An 18,863-nucleotide genomic window follows, 5' to 3' on the forward strand; every position below is an offset into this window, starting at 1 on the left:
ACGATAGCAGGCGCCCTTTCCCCGCGCCCCCAACTGCTCGGGTCATCCTCACTTCACCCGCACCAACGTCCAGGGCTCATAGAGGATGAGCGACTCGGGCCCTTGGATGCCGAGTTGATACCAGATACGACCCTCTGAGACGTCGGTTGCCTCGCGCCAGTGCGGACCCTCACCGGCATACGGCCCGTCCAGTTCGTAGGACTCGGCGCGCTCTGTCCGCCGGAAGCGGCAGACTACACGCCAGCCGGACGGCAACGACTTGTCGAGGCGAGCGCGAACGGCCACTCGACCGTCTTGACGTTCCACCACACCGCGCGGGCGTGGCAATGACTCCAAGAACGCACGCTGCTCGGTCACCTGCGCGTCCAGTCCGGCGAACATGTCGTCGAACACCTGGGACAAGTCGATGCCGGCGGTCTGGAACGCGTCCTGCCACGCGAGCGCGCCGTCGAGCCCCTCGGGGGCATCCTTGCGCCCGATCGCGGCGAGCACGCGGGCCGGCGCGCCATCTCCGTATCTCCGCACGAGCGCGTCCACGAAGGCCCGTCCCAGTGGATACACCCAGTCCGCATCCCGGTCCGCCGCGAGGCGCTCCGGCTCCAGCAACTCCTCGACCTTCACCTCGCGCCGCGCCCGCGCCGCCGCGGCGATGAGTTGATAATCCGACGTCCGCGACGGCGAGAAGAAGCGCGTCTCCACGTAGGTGGCCAGCCCCTCGCTGAGCAACTTCATGCGAGACAGCTTGGGCACCGAGGCCACGCCCACCAACCGATGGGCGAGGACGTGCGTCGTCTCGTGACCGAGCACCGCGCGCGCTCGCTCCGCGTCGGACGCACCCGCGAGATCCATCCGCAGGGTGTTCCAGTAGGCCGTGCCGCCCGTGTGCACCGCGCTGCCGCCGAGGTCCGCATGGATGAGGGCGCCAGGTTCCTCACCGAGGAACTGGCGCACCTGCTCATGCACACCATCCGCCGCATCGAGCAACGGGCCGGCGCGCGTGCGCAGCTCGGCGGGATACGTGAAGCGGTAGTAGCGCGTGGCCGCCTGCGCGACCGCGCTCACGGGGAAGCGGACGCGGGGACTCTCGTCCGGGGCAGCTCCACCCTCCGCCCCTCCCGCATTGGGGCCGAGCAGCCGCGCGAGCACCGCGATGAACAGTCCGAGTGTGGCCAGGGTCACCACGCCGCTCATCCACGAGTTCTGCAACCAGCGCAGCAGCGCGCCCAACCGCCGCTGCCCCAGGCCGAGGAACTGCGCGAGCGCGATGAACAGCAGCACGCCCGAGCCCCCGAGTTGGACAGCCATGGCCTCCAGGGGCCACGGCCAGCGCGTCCCCTCGAACTCCGGCGAGGTGAGCTGGAGCGGGTTGAGCGCGGCGAGCCACGGCACGCGATCCTGCCAGAGGCTCAGCGCCATCATCAGCACCGCCAGCGCGGTCCACGACAGTCGCCGCAGCGGCGCGAGCGCCAAGGCCAGCGACAGCACCGCGAGCGCCTGGATGATGCGCAGCACCGAGCCAACCAGCAGCAGATCCACGTGCAGGCCCGCGTCGAGCGAGGTGCGCGACAGCCCGTGCTCCACGAGCGTCCAGGCCGTGAGTCCCAGCGGATACAGCAACACCAGACCCAACGCGACGCCCAGCTTCACGGTGAACAACATCCCGCGCGAGGTGGGCAGCGCGTCGAGGAACTCCAGCGTGCGATCATCCTGCTCACGCACGAGCAGACCCGTCCCCAGCGCGAAGGCGAGGACGAAGGTCATGGTGGACAGGTCCCCGCCCACCTTGAAGCGCTCGACGAACGTCTCCGCGTAGGGGCTGAACCCCAGCGGCTCTGTCCACAGCGAGGTGATGACCTCCACGGCCAGGAAGAACAACGAGAGCCAGAGGAACGGGCGTTGGTCTCTCAGCTCCTTCGCGATGAGCGGGCGGATCATTGAATCTCCCTCCGCTCCGCGAGCAGCCGCACCGGACACCCCAGCTCCGGCATCTCCCGCTGCATCACGAACAACCAGCGCTCTCCCCGCGCGAGGGCCTGGGGAAGGATGACCGCTTCATCCGCGCCCACCGCGTCCTGTCGCGACAGCGCGTACGGCGCCACCTCGGCGGTGAACGGACCGAGATTCTGGGACAGCAGCGCATACCGTCCGACCGCGGTGCTCCCCTCCCCTCGCAGCCGGTGCTCCAATCGGAACGTCTCCTGCGACTCCGCCACCAGCGTCAGGGAGGGATGCAGGCGCGCCAGGGCTTCGAGCAAGGCGGGGTGCGCGGCCCGATCCGCGCTCGCGGCGGCGCGCCAGCGCGTGAACAGCTCGGCCTCGGAGCCGAGGCCCTGCGCGCGCAGCAAGGCCTCCAACCGAGGCTCGCTCAACCGCCCCGCGACGCCCGTCCCCGGAGGCCAGGCCAGCAGCTGTCTCGCCATCGCCTGGAAGGCCTCTTCGCGCAGCTGACTTCGCAGCACGGTGATGCCTCGCGCGGCCAGTGCTCCGGCAAGGCACGGGCCCAGGCGCTCGCGCGTCGTGAGCCAGGCGCGTGGATCAAACTCGTCTCGCGAGGCCACGGCGACGCGCGGAGACAGGCGGGCATCCTCCTGCTCGCGGCGCGCCCACCATGCCGTGAAGCCGTCCAGCCACCACCGCCGGTCCTCGCGCAACACCTGTCCCTTGCTCGTCCAGATCAGCACCTGCTGGAAGAGGAAGGCCTCGAAGTCACGCACGTCGAACGCGGGGTCCGCGAGGTTGGCGCGCACGACGACCCCGTCCGCGTTCTCCAACTCCGCGCGCTGGTACACGTCCGCGTCCAGCTCGCGGATGGGCATCACCGCCACCGCGGGCAGCTTCGCCAGTCCCAGATAGCTGGCCAGCGCGCCCAGGTCGTTCGCGATGCGCGTGGCGAGCCGGGCCGCGTCCTCATGCGAGAAACCCACGCCCGAAGACACCTGGACAGGTGAGCCCACGGCCAGGGCCTGCTCCGCGTCGTGCAACGTGAACGGCTGACGCTGCTTGGCCGCGTCCATCACCGAGATGACGACCAGCATCCCGACGCTGACGCACGCGATGAAGACCTTCTCGCGGTGACTCATCCGCTGGGAGAGCAGCTCGGCGAGCGTCCCATCGCGGTGCAACACGAGGGCGAAGCACAGCGCGACCAGGCTCAGGATGGCGACCCAGCAGATCGCCAACGCGCCCCAGGGGAAGTGCTGGCGCTCGAACGCGAAGTCACTGCCCAGGAGCACCGTGGGCCCGAACCGCGAGAGGTCGAAGTCCGTGAGGCGATCCGCCGCGAACAGCGCGATGACGAGCATCAGGTACAGCGGATTGCGATAGCGACCAATCAGCCCCGCGAGCGCGAAGAACATCCAGCCCAGCAGCACGGGCGTGGCCGCGCGCAGGCTCAGGATGAGCAGGAACCGCGAGGACAAGTCCTCGTGATGGCGCGCGCGACCCCACAGCGCCAATCCCGTCAACGCGAGCGGCAACAACAACACCCCACCGCCCAGCAGGAGCTTGGTGGCGAGGATGCTCGCGCGGGAGAGCGGGAGCGACTCCAAGAAGAGCTGCGTGCGCTGGCCGTACTCGCGCGTCACCAGCCGGTGCGCCACGAACAAGGCCGCCGCGGTGGACAGCATCACCGCCGGTATCTTGAGCACCTCCATCAAGGTGCCGTGCGTCGCGTAGCGCGCCTCGTTGAGCACCAGCAGCACGCCCAACACACCGAACAGCACGTTGAGGAGGATGAGCGCGCCGCGGTGCTCGCGCCACTCCTTGCGCAACAACGCGGCGCTCATGCCTCGTCCGACCGCCGCGCGTACGCGAGGAAGATGTCCTCCAGCGAGAGCGCCTCGATGGCCTCGCGCGGGAACGGGCTCGTGTCCCAGGACTCGGGCGCACCCGAGTAGACCCAGGCTCGGCGGCCCTCGCTCGCGCGCTCCTTGCGCACCAGCTCCAGACCGGGAGGCACCGCCTCGGGCCCGGGCTCGTCCAGGCGCACCCGACGCACGGACTGGCGCAGCCGCTCCAGGCTCCCCTGATAGCGCAGGCGCCCCTCGTGGAGGATGCCGATGCGATGCGCCACCTCCTCCACCTCGCCCACGAGGTGCGAGGAGAACAGCGCCGTCTGGCCCTCGCTCCGGACCTGCTCGCGGAGGATGTCGAGGAACTCGCGCCGCGCGACCGGATCCAATCCGGCGGTGGGCTCATCCAGGATGAGCAGCGGCGGGCGATGCGCCAGGGCCAGCGCCAAACCCAACTTCATGCGCGTGCCGCCGGAGAGCTGCGCGGACTTGCGATCCACCGGGACGTCCAGCACGCGCAACAGCCGCGTGAAGTGGGCCGCGTCCCAATCCGAATAGAAGCCGGCGACGAACTCCCCGAGCTGCTTCGCCGACATCCACGGATAGAACACCTGCTCCTGGGACACGTAGCCGAGCCGTCGCTTCTGGGCCGCGCGGACGCGGCGCACGCGCTCGCCCATCAGCTCGATCTCACCGGCGTCCGGACGCAGGATGCCCATCAGCATCCGCAGCGTCGTCGTCTTCCCGGCGCCGTTGCGCCCGAGGAAGCCGTAGACCTCACCGCGGCGCAGCTCCAGGTCCACGCCGTTGACCGCGCGCACGGCATCGAACGCGCGCACGAGGCCGAACGTGCGAAGCACCACCTCGGGCTCCGCGAGAGGGGCCCCTGAAGCCGGCACGTCCGTCGCCTCCCCCGTGGCGACAGCGGCATTCTCATCAATCATGTGAAGGCGATTCCTGCTGTGCGAAGGTGACGGCGTGGGCTCGGGCCTCGCGGGCCCGGAGGCTCACTGGCCCAGGTCGTCGATGAGCACGGGCTGGAGCCGGGCGAGCGCATCCGGCGACACGTCCAGGAACGCCAGCCCCACCTCGTAGCGGGCCACCGAGTCCTTGGGGAGCTTCAACGTCCACACCACGCGCGCGGTACACTCGAGGCTCCCACCGTCCGGCAGGAACAGCTCGACGTCCAGGCGACTGCCTTCGGCGTGGTATTCGTCGGAGTAGATGCGGGCGCCACTGAGGCTGACGTCCAGCACCTTTCGCTTCTCTCCGAACTGGACCCGCGCCGGACGCGCATACAACGGGGCCTGGAGGCGAGGGAACGAACGACGGTCGATCGGGCCGGTCTCGGTAGGCACGGCACACGATTGTAAACCAGACAGCCATGCCCAGCCTACTCACCGGGGTCCCGGGGCACGGACGACCCCGTGGATGCCGCAGTGCTCCATGGCGGCAGGAGCACCACCCACCCCAACGCCACCAGCCCCGTCACGGCGGACAGCACGGGCATCCACCCGCCCACCGGGGTGACATCCACCACCAGGTCCATCCCTCCATTCGCGAGGTTCCAGCCCCAGTGCAGTCCCACCGCGCCCCACAGAGAGCCCGTGCGCGCGGCGGCCGCCGCGAAGGCCAGTCCGAGGGAGAAGAGCATCAGCCACTCCATCGGCCCCTTCCCCAAGCGATAGACGTGGGTCAGCACGAAGCACGCGGCGGAGAACAACACGTAGCCCACGCCTCGCCCGGCCACGGGCCACGCGCGCAGCCAGAAGCCTCGCGCGACGATGTCCTCCGCCAGCGACGGCACGAACGTCGTCACCAGGAGCCCGAGCGCCGCGACCGCCACGGTGCTCGCCTGGGGCGGACTCGCCAGGGGCTGGATGCGCACCCAGCCGAGCGCAGCCCCGACGAACAGGGACAGCGGCTTGAGCACGAGCATCCCCGCCAGCGCGGGCAGCAGCGCACGCGGTCGCCACTCCAGCGCGTAGGCGTGAAAGCCGTTGCGATAGCCCAGCCCGCGCCCCACGCCCCACGCCACCGCATGGAAGGACACCATCAGCACGGCGGCCAGCGTTGCGTTGCCGAGCAGCCGGCCGCCAAGCCCCTCGGGTGCCTCGTAGGCGGCGAAGAGGACGAGGAACGCCAGGGCGACCCACGCGCGGTGAGGGGACACCGCCACGGGGAGCGCGGGAGCTGCGGGGACGGGGCGGATCGACATGGTGCGGGCTTGATCCGCCTACGAACCTCAACGCGGGCGCTTGCGCAAGCGCGGCGTTGCTCAGGGTCCCACGGTCACCGCCGAGCCGATGAAGGGCACGACGCTCGTGAACCGGGACGTCGGAGGCATCACGCCCGTGGGCCCGGCCTCGCCCCACTGGGTGATGCCGTGCGGCAGCAGCCGCTTCAGGTCGTGGATGCGGCCCTGGAACTCGAACTCCGTGCTCCACACGAGCTTCGCGGTGAAGACATTGAGGGACAGCGCGCGCTTGCGCTCCTCCGTGAAGTCCGCGCCCAGCACCACGCTCGCCCGACGGAACGTCGCGATGCGCGTCCCCTCGGAGAACGAGTCCGGGCGAGCGAAGGACGCGCCGGGTCGCTGCCGGAGAAACAGCGAGAACTCACCCACCGGATCCACGCTCAGGGCGAGATCGCCGTTGGTGAATGACACGGAGCGGAACGGCTCCGCGCGGAACGTGAGCAGCGCGGTGGACTCGCTCGGAGGTGCCCCAGGCGGTGCGTCGAACAGCGGCCCGTCCAGCCCCTGGAGGTGGATGAAGTAGCCCAGGTCTTCCAGCCAGCCCTCGAAGGACTTGTAGAAGCGCCCCGTCACATACCACGCGACCTGCCCTGTGCTGAGAGGCGTCATGCCACGGCCCTCCCACCATGGCGCCGCCACGCCTCGAGCAGATGCGTGATGACCGCGTCCAGCCCCACGCCTCGCGTCACCTGGGTGAAGACGAAGGGCCCGGTGCCCCGCATCTTGCGCGCATCGCGCTCCATGACACCCAGGTCCGCGCCCACGTGCGGCGCCAGGTCCGTCTTGTTGATGATGAGGAGATCCGACTGGGTGATGCCAGGACCGCCCTTGCGCGGCACCTTGTCTCCACCCGCCACGTCAATGACATACACGGTGTAGTCCGCCAGCTCGCGGCTGTACTGCGCCGCGAGGTTGTCGCCCCCGCTCTCGACGATGAGCAACTCCGGCTTCAGCTCCTCCATGAGCTGCTCCAGCGCCAGCAGGTTGTGGCTGATGTCCTCGCGAATGGCCGCGTGCGGACAGCCGCCGGTCTCCACCGCGCGGATGCGCTCGGGTGACAGCGCCTGATTGCGGACGAGGAACTCCGCGTCCTCCTTCGTGAAGATGTCATTCGTCACCACGCCCAGGCGGATCCGCTCGCGCAGGGCCCGGCACAGCGCCAGCACGAGCGCCGTCTTGCCGCTGCCCACGGGGCCGCCAATGCCAATCGTGAACGCGCGCGTGGAGAAGTCGCGCCGGCGGGTTGGCTCGCGCTCCTCGTAGTGCCCAGGGTGCTCCCATTCCTCATGCTCGTGGTCGGTGTCGTCATGGCCATGGCCACGGTGGTCGTCGTGCATGTCGCCTCACCTCAGGACAGGAAGAGCCTCGAATAGAGTCGGTCGTGCGTCGAGCCGAGCAGGTCCAACACCGGCGAAGGCTGCGCCAGCGACGCCACGCCCAGGTCCGCGCATTGCGCCAACACCGCGTCGAGTCGTGGCGCACTCTCATGCTGGAGCTGGTGCGACTCGTGCGTGCCGATGATGCCCAGCCGCACGCCCGCGGACAGCGCGCCTCGCAGCGTCAATGAGAGGAAGAGGCGCCGCGTGTCATCCGCATCCACCTCCAACACCCGCAGCACCGCGCCGAACAGCGGCGCATGGTGGCATCGCAGTCCCTGGGCTCGCGCGGCCTCGCGCAGCGGCGCGACGGTCTCCGGGAAGATGCGGGCACAGGTGTCCAGGAACGCGCGGCCCTGCGTGCGGCTCGCGCGATGGGCCATGTGGTTGGAGAGGAAGCTGTCCGCGCGCGCGTCCAGGCGCGGCAGCGCGGTGGGGTCCGCGTGCGCCTCGTTCACCAAGGGGAGGCCTCCCAGGCCGGCCTGCCACAGCAGCTCGCGCACGAAGCGCCGCATGCCGTCGGCGCCGCGCACCTCGCCCTGCTGGACCGCTGCCTCCAGTCCACCGGAGTGCGCGAAGCCCCCCGTGGGAAAGCCGGAGTCCGCGAGCTGCAACACGCGCCAGGAAGTGCCCAAGGCCCGTGCCTCTCAGAACAACGAGTAGCGCTGCGTGAGCGGAAGGCGCACGGCCGGCTCGCAGCGCAGCAGCTCGCCGTCGGCGCGGACCTCGTAGGTCTCTGGGTCCACCGTCAGGTGAGGCAGCGCATCGTTGAGCCGCATGTCGCGCTTGGTCAGGCCCCGGCAGCGCCGCACCGCGGACAGGTGCTTGGTCAACCCGAGTTCGTCCAATCGCCCCTCGGACAGCGCGCGCGCCGACACGAAGGCCACGCTGGTGGCGCCCACCGCGCGTCCGCGCGCGCCGAACATCGGACGCATGAGGTACGGCTGCGGCGTGGGGATGGATGCGTTCGCGTCTCCCATCTGCGCCCACGCGGTGAGCCCGCCCTTGAGCACCAGCTCCGGACGGATGCCGAAGAACGCGGGACGCCACAGGACCAGGTCCGCCAGCTTCCCCACCTCCACCGAGCCCACGTCATGCGACAGCCCGTGGGCGATGGCGGGGTTGATGGTGTACTTGGCCACGTAGCGACGAATGCGCAGGTTGTCGTTGTCGCCTCGCTCTTCACCCAGGCGCCCGCGCTGCTCGCGCATCTTGTGCGCCGTCTGCCAGGTGCGGCAGATGACCTCGCCCACGCGCCCCATCGCCTGACTGTCCGAGGACATCATGCTGATGGCCCCCAGGTCGTGGAGGATGTCCTCCGCGGCGATCGTCTCGCCCCGGATGCGGCTCTCCGCGAACGCCACGTCCTCGGGAATCTCCGTATCCAGGTGGTGACACACCATGAGCATGTCGAGGTGCTCATCCAGCGTGTTCACCGTGTACGGCCGCGTGGGGTTCGTCGAGCTGGGCAGCACGTGCTCCACGCCGCACACGCGGATGATGTCCGGCGCGTGTCCGCCGCCCGCGCCCTCCGAGTGGTACGTGTGGATGGTGCGCCCACGGAAGGCCGCGAGCGAATCGTCCACGTAGCCCGACTCGTTGAGCGTGTCCGTGTGGATGGTGACCTGGATGTCCTCGCCCTCGGCCACGCTCAGGCACGTGTCGATGGCGGCGGGAGTGGTGCCCCAATCCTCGTGAAGCTTCAGGCCGATGGCGCCCGCGCGGATCTGCTCCAGCAGGCCCTGCGGCAGCGACGTGTTCCCCTTCCCCGTCAGCCCGATGTTGAGCGGCAGCGAGTCCGTGGACTGGAGCATCCGGCGCAGGTTCCACGCGCCCGGCGTGCACGTGGTCGCCTTGCTGCCCGTCGCGGGCCCCGTGCCTCCGCCCACCCAGGTGGTGATGCCGCTGGCGAGCGCCTCGTCCGCCTGCTGCGGGCAGATGAAATGGATGTGCGTGTCCAACCCGCCGGCCGTGACGATGAGGCCTTCCGCGGAGATGGCCTCGGTGGTGACCCCCACCACCATGCCCGGCGTCACGCCCGCCATGACATCCGGGTTGCCCGCCTTGCCAATGGCGCTGATCCGCCCCGCCTTGATGCCGATGTCCGCCTTGTAGATGCCGGTCCAGTCCAGGATGAGCGCGTTGGTGATGACGCAATCGAGCGCATCCGCGTCGCCCGTCCCCGCGCGCTGCCCCATGCCCTCGCGCAGGACCTTGCCTCCACCGAACTTGCACTCGTCTCCGTAGACGGTGGCGTCGCGCTCCACCTCGGCCCACAGGCCGGTGTCGCCCAGCCGCACGCGGTCGCCCGTGGTGGGCCCGAACATGTCCGCGTAGTGACGGCGATCGATTCCCCGGCTCATGACTGCTCCTCCTCGTGACCGAAGCCGCGCGAGCGCACCTGGGCCATGGCGCGCTCCAGCCCCTCGGGCGTCACCTCTCCGCTCCCCAACGCGTTGCCACCCTGCACGATGCGCGCGCCCGCGATGGGTACCAGCCGCACCGTCTTGCGCTCCCCTGGCTCGAAGCGCACCGCGGTGCCCGCGGGGATGTCCAAGCGGTGTCCGTAGGCCCGCGCCCGGTCGAACACCAGCGCACGGTTCGTCTCGAAGAAGGGGTAGTGACTGCCCACTTGAATGGGACGATCTCCTCGGTGCGTGACGACGAGCGACACCTGCTCGCGGCCCGCGTTCAGGACAATCTCTCCCGGCGCCGTGCGCACCTCTCCGGGGGGACCTTCCGCGGAGGCCACGGGCCACGGGAAGCGCTCGCGCGCAGGCACTGGAAGGAAGCTGCCATGAAGCGCCAGCTCGAGGTCACCGTGGTCCGCCTCCACCGGGTGGTGCACGGTCACCAGCTTCGAGCCATCCGCGAACGTGCCCTCCACCTGCACCTCGACCAGCATCTCCGGCACGCCGTCCATCACCTGCGCGCGCCCCAGCAGGCCCCGCCCCAGGTTCATCAACTCGGCCACGCTCTTCCCGTCACGGATGAACTCCAGCAACTGAGTGGCAATGAGCGCGACGGCCTCCGGGTAGCTCAGCCTCAGGCCGCGCGCGAGCCGCTTCTGCGCGAGGAAGCCCGCTTGATGCAGCAACAGCTTGTCGACGTCTCGTGGGGACAGGTGCATGAGCCCAACTCCCGAACGGCGCGCAGCGATGTGCCAGCGGCGCGCTACCCTAGTTCCGCGTCCGTGCGGCCACCAGCACGACGCTCACACCCGCCGCGCCCAGGGGTCGTCCCCCAGCCCCTCCGGCAGGAAGTCCAGCCACGTGCGCACGGCGCCCTGAAGCGCCTCCACGGACACCGCCGCCGCGCGCAACAGCAGGCCCGACTCCCCCAGCGGGCTCGCCGAACGAACGAGGTTCGAGCGAGGCGTCACGCGCTCCGAGGCGAAGTCACGCGACAGCCGTGCTCTCGCGCCTTCCGTCGCGGGCCCCACCAGCACCACCGTCGCGAGCGCCTCGAAGCGCCCCATCCGCTCCGCGACCGGGCCGTGCGCGGGGTCCAATAGCCAACACTCATCCAGGAGCGCTCGGTCCTCCACGAAGACGCGCACCGTGGAGGACTGGCGCGCGAAGGCCCACCGTTCCCCCCGCGCGCTGCGGCCCGAGGTGAAGACTTCCGTCAGCGCGAGCGACGCGGTTCGCGCCAGCCGCACGTCCGTGAGCTGGGCGTAGCGCGCGCCCTCGAAGCACGCGGTGGGGTCGGGAGTGAGCGCCAGCAAGGCCCCCTCCTCCACCCGAGCTCGCACCTCGCTCCCGCAACCCGACGGCGAGCGATACACGCGATTGGCGCCCTGACTGGCCAGGAGCGCCGAGGCACCGGGCCCGACCTCCAACTCCAGGCGCAGAACGTCCCCATCCACCAGCCCACCGCCCAGCGTGCTGCTGTAGACCCACGCGGCATGGCCATGGTTGCGAGGCGTGAGCAGTCTCAGCGGACTGTGCGCGAGCGCGGTGCGCACGATGGTGCGCTCGCCACAGCGCTCGAAGCCCAGGCGCGCCATGCCCGCGCGTCCCGTCGCGCGCGGCGGTCCCGACTCCACGTCTTCGATTCGCCTCGCCATCCAAGCACCTCGCAGGGAGTCAGCTTGCGTCGGCCTCTCTTGCATCCCACGGCAGCTCGGCGCCGCGCTCGGCCAACAGCGAGAGGAAGGCGCGCACCTTGAGCGGAAGCTGGCGGCTGCTCGGGTAGACCGCGAACACCGGGATGCCCGGCGGCGTCACGTCCTCCAGCACCGGCGCGAGCTGCCCCGCCCGCACGTCCTCCGCCACGAGCGACGCGGGCAAACGCACCACGCCCAGGCCCGCCCGCGCGGCGATCTGCCCCGCACGCACGCTGGCCACGCGCAGCCGTCCCGTGACGGGCACGGTCCGAGCCCCCTTGCCCTCCCCAAAGAACCACACCTCTTCGGTCCCAGGCTCCGCCAGAACGACACACGCGTGGCGCCGCAGCTCATCCGGCTGGCGCGGCGTGCCTTGCCGGCGCAAGTACGCGGGGCTGGCGTAGTACCCGGTGCGCAGGCGACCCAAGCGCCTTGCCACGAGCGATGAATCCGCGAGCGGCCCCGTGCGCAGCGCTAGGTCATATTCCTCGGCGATGAGATCCACGTGCGCCTGGGCCAGCGACACCTCCACACGCATCTGCGGCTGACGCACCAGGAACTCCGCGATGAGCGGGGTCAACAACTCACCCAAGAGCGACAGCGTCGCCAACCGCAGCGTCCCTCGCGCCGAGCCGCGCGCCTCGCTCACCGCCCGGTTCACCTCTTGCGCCTCGGCGACGAGCCGCGCGCATTGCAGGTGGTACTCGCGCCCCGCCTCCGTGAGCCGCAGCCGGCGCGTGTTGCGCTCCACCAGCCGGATGCCCAACCGCTCCTCCAGCGCCGCGAGCCGCCGGCTCACCGTCGACTTGCGCAACCCCAGGCGCTCGGCCGCGGCCGTGATTCCACCCGTGGCCACCACCTCCGAGAACAGCAACATGTCATCCAACAAGGGCGGTCGCGCGGCCACGCACACACACTACGCACCCCGTCCTTCCCGTGCGAGCACCTCCGACGTGACACTCTCGTTTCACCATCGGCACCGCTATTACAGCGAATGTGCACGATACTGACCTCTCCTAGAGTTCACACCTGGAGTTCACACCTGGAGTCCCCGCACATGAAACATCTCGCCCTCGCTTCACTCCTCGCCCTCGCCGCGCCGGCCTGCTCCGGCACGGATGCGCCGACGCCCCCTCCCCCCGCCCAGGAGACGGGCACGAGCACGGGCGCGGTGACGGTGCCCACCCGGCTGTACGCGGAGCTGGGCGCCCACAACCTGAGCTTCGAGACGCTCGGCACGTTCGAGCAGCGCGACGGCGTTCGCGCGCTCGTGCTGCGCGCCACGGCCAACCGCTATGTGAACAGCGTCCTCAGCTTCGTCCCGGATGACGCCTTCGGCGATGCGCACGTCATCAGCGAGCGCCGCTTCGAGATCGTCCTGCACGAGGGCCACGAGCTCAACAGCGTGCTGTCCGGCCTGCCGCTGTTCATCCTCATCAACACCTTCACGGGCACGCCCACGCAGTACACCGCGCGCATCGAGGTCGCGCCCCAGTTCTATGACTTCCGGGGCGACGACTCCATCTGGGTGGACTCCACCGTCACGCCCTACTACGTGCGCAACGGCACCAACGACATCGACTACCGCGGCAGCGCCGGTGTGCTCGCGGACGGCCTGACGGTCACCGCTCCGGACGGGGCGCCCGCGGTCAGCCGCGTGGACGCGGACACCTTCCAGCTCGACTGGTCCTACACGGCGCTGCACCAGGCCATCGACCCGCACACCGTGCCGCTCACCTTCACCGCCGCGCTGCCGGGCGGCGCGACGGCGTCCAAGACGGCGCGGCTGGTCGCGCGCGTGGTGAGCCTGGCGCTGACCACGGGCGATGCCTACGACGTGTGGCCGGAGCCGGGCTGCCAGCAGCCCGTCTATGACTGTGTCCACGCGCAGCCCGCGGGCACCGTGGACTTCTCGGCCTGTGGCAAGTACCGCCAGGTCACCAGCTGCCTCTACGTGAGCGCCTGCCAGGTGAACCCGCTGCCGCCGCTGACGCTGTCGCCCATCGACGGCTCGTCGCTGGAGCCGGCGCGCACGGCGTGGAACGCGGGCTCGAACAACGGCGCGTGGCACTCGCTCAACGCCATGACGACCTACAGCACCCCGAGCTGCTTCGCGGATCCGACGCCCATCCAGACCATCATGGCGAAGCTGGCCGAGAACCAGGGCCAGCCCCCGATCGAGGACGGCACCTTCACCAACCGCGCGGGCCTGAGCCAGAGCGTCTTCTTCACGCAGAACTACTACGGCGATGGCGCCGCGCTGCTCGCCGCGCTGGATGCCTTCGGGGGCGGCGGCGAGGTGCAGGCGTGGATCTCCACGCAGCCGGAGTCGTGCCAGAACTGCCACCAGTTCGGCGCGTGGGCCGTCCTGTACTACCCGGCGAGCCACAAGGTCATCGTGCTGTCCGGGCACTACGGCTACGACTCGTGAGCCTCGCGACTCACGCGGCCTCTGGCGCGCCTTCAATCAGCTCCACCAATGAGGCCACGCGGATGGGCTTCACCAGGTGGTGCTCGAAGCCCGCCTCCCGCGTGAGCGCGCGATCGGCCTCCTGACCGTATCCGGTCGCGGCGATGAGACGCAGGCGCGGGAGGTCCGCGCGCCCGCGAAGGCGTCGGGCCAGCTCGACGCCGTCCATCACCGGCAACCCGATGTCGAGGATGGCGACGTCAGGCGCGAAGCGGCCCACGGCCTCGAGCGCGCCCGGCCCGTCGTTGCAGCACGCCACCTCGTAGCCGTGCAGGCGCAGGGCCTCCGTGAGGAGTTCGGCCGCGTCCTCGTTGTCGTCGACGACGAGGACGCGGGTGCCCTTGGCCCGCAGGGGCGGACGTCCCCAGGTCGGTGATGTCTGCGCGGGCTCCTCCGCGACGTGGAGCTGCGCGGCGGGCAGATCCACCACGAACTCACTGCCCATCCCGAGCCCCGCGCTCCGCGCCTCCACGAAGCCCCCGTGCAGCGTGACCAGGTTGCTCACGATGCACAGGCCCAGCCCCAGGCCACCTCGGTCCTTCGAGCGCTCGCCCTGGACGAACAGGTCGAAGATGCGACGGAGCATCGACGGCTCGATGCCCATGCCGTTGTCGCGCACGCGCACGACGATGCGCGCGCCCTCCCTCGCGGCGGTCAGCGACACCTCTCCGCCCGGCGGGGTGTAGCGCGCGGCGTTGGTGAGGAGGTTGGAGAGCACCTGCGCCATGCGGCGCTCGTCCGCGTCGAGCAAGAGTCCGTGCTCGGGCACGTTCACCGTGAGGCGGTGACGGTGCTGCTCCAGCAGCGGCCCCGCCATCTCCACCGCCTTGTGCGCGACGACGGACAGCTCGACGCGCGCGCGCTTGAGCACCACCACGCCCCGGGTGATGCGCGAGACATCGAGCAGGTCGTCGACGAGCTGCCCCAGGTGCGTCACCTGTCGTTCGATGACGGAGAGTTCTCGCGGCTGCGTCGGCCCACCGCGCAGTTTGAGGAGCTGAAGCGCGGTGACGATGGGGGCCAGCGGATTGCGCAGCTCGTGGCCGAGCATGGCCAGGAACTCATCCTTGGCCCGGCTCGCGGACTGCTCGCTCGCCAGCAGCGCGGTGCGCTCCTGCGCCGCCGCGGCGAGTTCCCGGTTCAGCCGATCGGATTCGGCGAGCACGGCCTCCAGCTCCCATCGCGCCTTGTCCAGCGCGGTCGCCAACGCGGTGGCGTGCCGCGCGCTCTCGCGCTCCGCGGTGAGCTGTCGCTGGGTCTGCGTGTTCGCGCTCTCCGCGCGCAGCGCCGTGGCCAGCAATGGCAGCGCCAGGGCGTCGGGCTCGATGGGGCGTGGCTCGCCCCCCAGCAACATGAACAACAGCCCCTCGGAGAGGCTCCAGACGCGCGCTCGCGTCATGTGTTCCGGCGAGGGATAGGCGACGTCGCCCAGGTGCAGGCCGGGCGTCCGGCAGCGCTCCAGGAGACTGCTCCACGCGGGGCCGCCCGGGAGCGTCTGCGGGAAGCCGGGCGCGGGGACGAACGCCTCCACTTCGTCATCGAGGATGAACACCAGACAGTGCTCGGCCCCCAGCTCGCGAGCGAGCGCCGCCGCCGCGTCGGCTCGGGTCTGGGGGACCGCGAGCTGACAGCAGAGCCTGAGCGCCAGCGATGCGGGCATGGTGCGAGAATCCCCGTGCTAGCCAGGCAAGACGCACACCACGGCCGTGCAGTTGTGGAAGCCGTTGAACTGGCCCGGCGCGCGGACAATCTGCCCGTGGGTGTTGCACCCCACGTACTCCGCCTTGCCGAGCTGCGCGGCCAAGGCGCCCAGCTCCTGCCCGAACGCCTCGCCCATCCGCAGGCGGGACGCGACGCAATCGAAGAACAGCGCCACCTGGGCCGGATGTCCGCGCAGGGCACTCAGCGCCTGTCGCGTGGCCCACGTCGTCGCCTCGACGGCCGCGTCCACCGTCGTGCGCATCAGATGCACCTTCGAGCCCACGGGCACCTCGGACGCGCAGACGATGGAGCCGTCCGGCCGCGCCGCGAGCGGCACCCGCAAGAGGGATTGGCCGGTCGCGGTCTCGATGCCCAGCAGGTTGTGCAGGAAGAATCGGTCGGGGCCCGTGAGGAGGAAGCGCTGGCCCGTCTCCTCCGCGTGCTGCTCGAACACCTGGAGCGCGGGCAGGCCGTTGAGGCTGATGAGCCGCCGCCCTTCCGCGGCCGTCACACGCATCAGGCGCGAGGCCACTTCCCACCCGTGACCTACCCCCACGCCCACGGGCGCATGCGAGAGCATCTCCAGCCCCACCACCGCATCCGTGAGCACCTCGGCGCCAAAGAAGACCGAGGTCTGCTGGAAGCGCGCGTCGTCTCCCGCGGCGCCCCCGAAGAACTGGTAGCTGCCCGAGGTGGCCAGGGTGAGCTGACTCACCAGGTCGTCCGTCTCGCCCGACAATGCGTCCGTGAAGAGCAGCGCCGTGCGATGTGCGTACGAGCCCTGGGCCAGCCCGCGGAAGGACGACACCAGCTCTCGCGCCGCGCCCGCGCGATTCCCCGCGAGGCCTCGACCGATTCCCGCGTGGAAGGCCATCACCGAGGAGCGCAGCGCCAGTGCGCACACCCGACCTGAACCTCGCATCCCCGAGGCAAACTCGCCGGCGGACGAGGCGCCGATGAGCGCACTCGGCGAGAGCGCGTCATGCAGGGCGCGCAACAAGGCGGGTTGCTCATACGCGGGCGAGGCGAAGACGACGAGCGCGTCCGGGGCCCCTCCTGGCAGGGCCTGCTCCAACCGTTCGCACAGCTCGCGCGCCGCCTCGGCGGCACCCAACGCGTTCGAGTGAACGACGGCGGATTCAGTCACGGGAGCACCCGTCGGCTGCGGATCGTGGAGCACGGTCTCGGCTGGGGCCGCATCGGAGCGCCAGTCGGCGCCCCCTCGTCCATACGCCATGGAGGGGCTTGCCAACTAGTCTGGTTATCAGCGCCTGTCCGGTTCAGTGCACTCCCACGTCCCCCGAGTGCCCTGGCTCGTCAGTCCACCTTGGCCACGCGGCTGCGGTCGCCGAGGAACTCCTCGACACCGTGGGCAATGGACTGCGCCACGGCCTCCTGGTAGCCGTCCGACGCGAGGCGCTCCTCCTCCTCCGCGTTGGAGATGAAGGCGGTCTCCACCAGGATGGCCGGCATCTTCGCGCCGAGCAGCACGTAGAAGAGGGCCTCCTTGTGGCCCAGGTCCTTGATGCCGCCGTACTTGGGCGAGAGGTTGGACACGAGGCTCTTCTGCACCTGCATGGCCAGCCGCGAGGACTCCTCGGTGTTCGCCTTGGTCGCCAGGTCCGCGAGGATGAACTGGAGGTCGCCGATGCCCTTCTCCGAGGACGCGTTCTCGCGCGCGGCCAACCGGATGGAGTAGCGGTCCGCCGAGGTGTTGAGCGTGTACGTCTCGATGCCGCGCAGCTTGCGGCTCACCGCCGAGTTGCAGTGCACCGAGATGAAGAGATCGCCGTGCTGCTCATTGGCGAACTTCGCGCGGTCCTCCAGGCGGATGAAGCGATCGTCCTCGCGCGTCAGGAGGACCTCCAGCCCGCGCTCGCGCAGCTCCGCCGCCAGCTTCTTCGAGATGGACAGCGCCACGTCCTTCTCGCGCGTGCCCCCCTTGCCCATGGAGCCGGGGTCGTGACCGCCATGGCCCGGGTCGATGACGACACGGCGGACCTTCAGCCCCAGCTGCTCGGCCAGGGTCAGCTCGGCGCTCTTGGACTGACGGGCCACGGCCTTGAGGCGGGCCTGGGCCACGCGCTCATCCACCGGCGCCGTCACGGGGCGCGGCGGCTCGGACTCGAACACGGGCTCCTTGCGCGCCTCGGACCTGGACGCGACCGCGCGACCCGACGGCGTCTCACGGGCGGGCTCGGGCTTGGTGGCGGACTCCGCCTTGGCGATGGACTCGGGCTTCGTGGGCTCGGGCTTCGACGCAGGCTCGGCCTTGGCGACGGCCGGCTCGGACTTCGCGACGGGCTCGCTGGCGGGCCTGGTGTCCTTGGCCGAGGCCACGGCCGGAGCGGACGGCTCGCGCGACGGATGCATGTCCTTCGCGGGCGCGCTGGAGGCCTCCTTCACGCCCTCGGTGGACGGATCCAGGCGGGGAATCATGGGCGACGGCTCGCGCGCCAGCTTCGTCACGGCCTCCACCAGCGCGGAGCGCTCGGCGACAGGGGCCTCGGCCACGGTGATGTCCGGGGTGGTGCGGGCCGCGGGCGTGGACTTCGGGCTGGACTTCGTGGGCGCCGGCTTGGGCGGGGGCGGCAGCGTGGCGAGCAGCTCGCGCAGCTCCTTGGCCTGATCGCTCTTGGGGTTGGTGGAGAGCGCCTCGGTCAGCACGCGGCGCGCGGCCTCCGGCTTGTCCAGCCGGTTCAGGTCGATGCGCGCGAGCGCCAGCGCCGCGTCGTCCGCGAGCCGGTGCTTCGGGTGCGCCTCCAAGAGCTTCGTGTAGTCCGCGATGGCCGACTGGAGGTCGCCCTCGACGAAGGAGATGCGGCTCAGCTCCTGGAGCAGCTCGGCGGCGGTGAAGAGCGCGTCCGGCGCGCGGTCGCTCTTGGGGTAGCGCGCGGCCACGGCCTCGAAGCGGGCCGTCACGTTGAGCCAGTGGTGGCGCAGCTTCCGCCGCGCGGCATCGTCCTTCAGCGAGTAGTAGGCCCGACGCGCCTGCTGGTACGCGGCCTCGGCCTCGTCGCGCTTGCTGGCCCCGGATGCGCGCGGGGCGAGCAACAGCAACACGGGCAGGACGAGGTGGGACAGGCGCACGGACATGAGGTCCTCCGGACCATGGAGCTACATGCGTGTGTCACACGGCCCCCACACCCCGGCAAATTTT

16 protein-coding genes are annotated in these 18,863 nt (G+C 70.4%); 1 reads left to right on the forward strand and 15 read right to left on the reverse strand.

The genetic code is table 11. The features are described from left to right. Positions 1-48: 48 nt before the first annotated feature. The 12 genes from JGU66_15655 to JGU66_15710 form a co-directional block, all read right to left on the reverse strand. Positions 49-1,935 carry an ABC transporter permease gene (locus JGU66_15655; GenBank protein MBJ6762208.1) on the reverse strand — a complete coding sequence of 629 codons (1,887 nt, stop codon included), beginning with the start codon at positions 1,933-1,935 and terminating at the stop codon, positions 49-51. Beyond that, positions 1,932-3,785, reverse strand: coding sequence for a hypothetical protein (locus tag JGU66_15660; protein MBJ6762209.1), 1,854 nt, complete (start codon positions 3,783-3,785; stop codon positions 1,932-1,934). The genes JGU66_15655 and JGU66_15660 overlap by 4 nt, the downstream gene beginning before the upstream one ends. Then, positions 3,782-4,735, reverse strand: coding sequence for an ABC transporter ATP-binding protein (locus JGU66_15665; protein MBJ6762210.1), 954 nt, complete (start codon positions 4,733-4,735; stop codon positions 3,782-3,784). The genes JGU66_15660 and JGU66_15665 overlap by 4 nt, the downstream gene beginning before the upstream one ends. 63 nt (positions 4,736-4,798) lie before the next feature. After that, entirely contained in the window at positions 4,799-5,173 is a 375-nt protein-coding gene (locus tag JGU66_15670) for a PilZ domain-containing protein (GenBank protein MBJ6762211.1), read from the reverse strand. Between the two features lie 11 nt (positions 5,174-5,184). Beyond that, entirely contained in the window at positions 5,185-6,009 is an 825-nt protein-coding gene (locus tag JGU66_15675; protein MBJ6762212.1) for a CPBP family intramembrane metalloprotease, read from the reverse strand. Positions 6,010-6,069: 60 nt separating this feature from the next. Continuing rightward, a complete protein-coding gene (locus JGU66_15680) occupies positions 6,070-6,657 on the reverse strand; it encodes a hypothetical protein (protein MBJ6762213.1) in 588 nt (195 codons plus the stop codon). Continuing rightward, positions 6,654-7,385: an urease accessory protein UreG gene (gene ureG / locus JGU66_15685; GenBank protein MBJ6762214.1), complete on the reverse strand. Its 732-nt coding sequence runs from the start codon at positions 7,383-7,385 to the stop codon at positions 6,654-6,656. Before ureG ends, JGU66_15680 begins: the two co-directional genes overlap by 4 nt. A gap of 11 nt (positions 7,386-7,396) precedes the next feature. Then, positions 7,397-8,059 carry an urease accessory protein UreF gene (locus JGU66_15690; protein MBJ6762215.1) on the reverse strand — a complete coding sequence of 221 codons (663 nt, stop codon included), beginning with the start codon at positions 8,057-8,059 and terminating at the stop codon, positions 7,397-7,399. Positions 8,060-8,071: 12 nt separating this feature from the next. After that, a complete protein-coding gene (gene ureC / locus JGU66_15695) occupies positions 8,072-9,787 on the reverse strand; it encodes an urease subunit alpha (protein MBJ6762216.1) in 1,716 nt (571 codons plus the stop codon). After that, on the reverse strand, positions 9,784-10,554 hold the full coding sequence (gene ureA / locus JGU66_15700) for an urease subunit gamma (protein MBJ6762217.1): 771 nt from the start codon (positions 10,552-10,554) through the stop codon (positions 9,784-9,786). The genes ureC and ureA overlap by 4 nt, the downstream gene beginning before the upstream one ends. An 84-nt stretch (positions 10,555-10,638) precedes the next feature. Beyond that, entirely contained in the window at positions 10,639-11,493 is an 855-nt protein-coding gene (locus tag JGU66_15705) for an urease accessory protein UreD (protein ID MBJ6762218.1), read from the reverse strand. 19 nt (positions 11,494-11,512) lie between these two features. Then, positions 11,513-12,409, reverse strand: a complete 897-nt coding sequence (locus JGU66_15710) for a LysR family transcriptional regulator (protein MBJ6762219.1) — start codon at positions 12,407-12,409, stop codon at positions 11,513-11,515. Positions 12,410-12,589: 180 nt separating this feature from the next. Here JGU66_15710 and JGU66_15715 point away from each other — a divergent pair, with 180 nt between their 5' ends. After that, complete coding sequence (locus JGU66_15715) at positions 12,590-13,963, forward strand: hypothetical protein (GenBank protein ID MBJ6762220.1); 1,374 nt, start codon at positions 12,590-12,592, stop codon at positions 13,961-13,963. A gap of 10 nt (positions 13,964-13,973) precedes the next feature. Here JGU66_15715 and JGU66_15720 read toward each other — a convergent pair whose 3' ends face one another. The 3 genes from JGU66_15720 to JGU66_15730 all read right to left on the reverse strand — a co-directional run bounded on the left by JGU66_15720 (position 13,974) and on the right by JGU66_15730 (position 18,799). Further along, positions 13,974-15,662, reverse strand: a complete 1,689-nt coding sequence (locus JGU66_15720) for a response regulator (protein ID MBJ6762221.1) — start codon at positions 15,660-15,662, stop codon at positions 13,974-13,976. Between the two features lie 18 nt (positions 15,663-15,680). Then, positions 15,681-16,850 carry an FIST C-terminal domain-containing protein gene (locus JGU66_15725; GenBank protein MBJ6762222.1) on the reverse strand — a complete coding sequence of 390 codons (1,170 nt, stop codon included), beginning with the start codon at positions 16,848-16,850 and terminating at the stop codon, positions 15,681-15,683. A gap of 170 nt (positions 16,851-17,020) precedes the next feature. Then, positions 17,021-18,799 (reverse strand): N-acetylmuramoyl-L-alanine amidase, encoded by a 1,779-nt coding sequence (locus JGU66_15730; GenBank protein MBJ6762223.1) that lies wholly within the window; start codon positions 18,797-18,799, stop codon positions 17,021-17,023. Positions 18,800-18,863 lie beyond the last annotated feature (64 nt).

It is taken from the genome of Myxococcaceae bacterium JPH2, from assembly GCA_016458225.1.
GTDB lineage: Bacteria > Myxococcota > Myxococcia > Myxococcales > Myxococcaceae > Citreicoccus.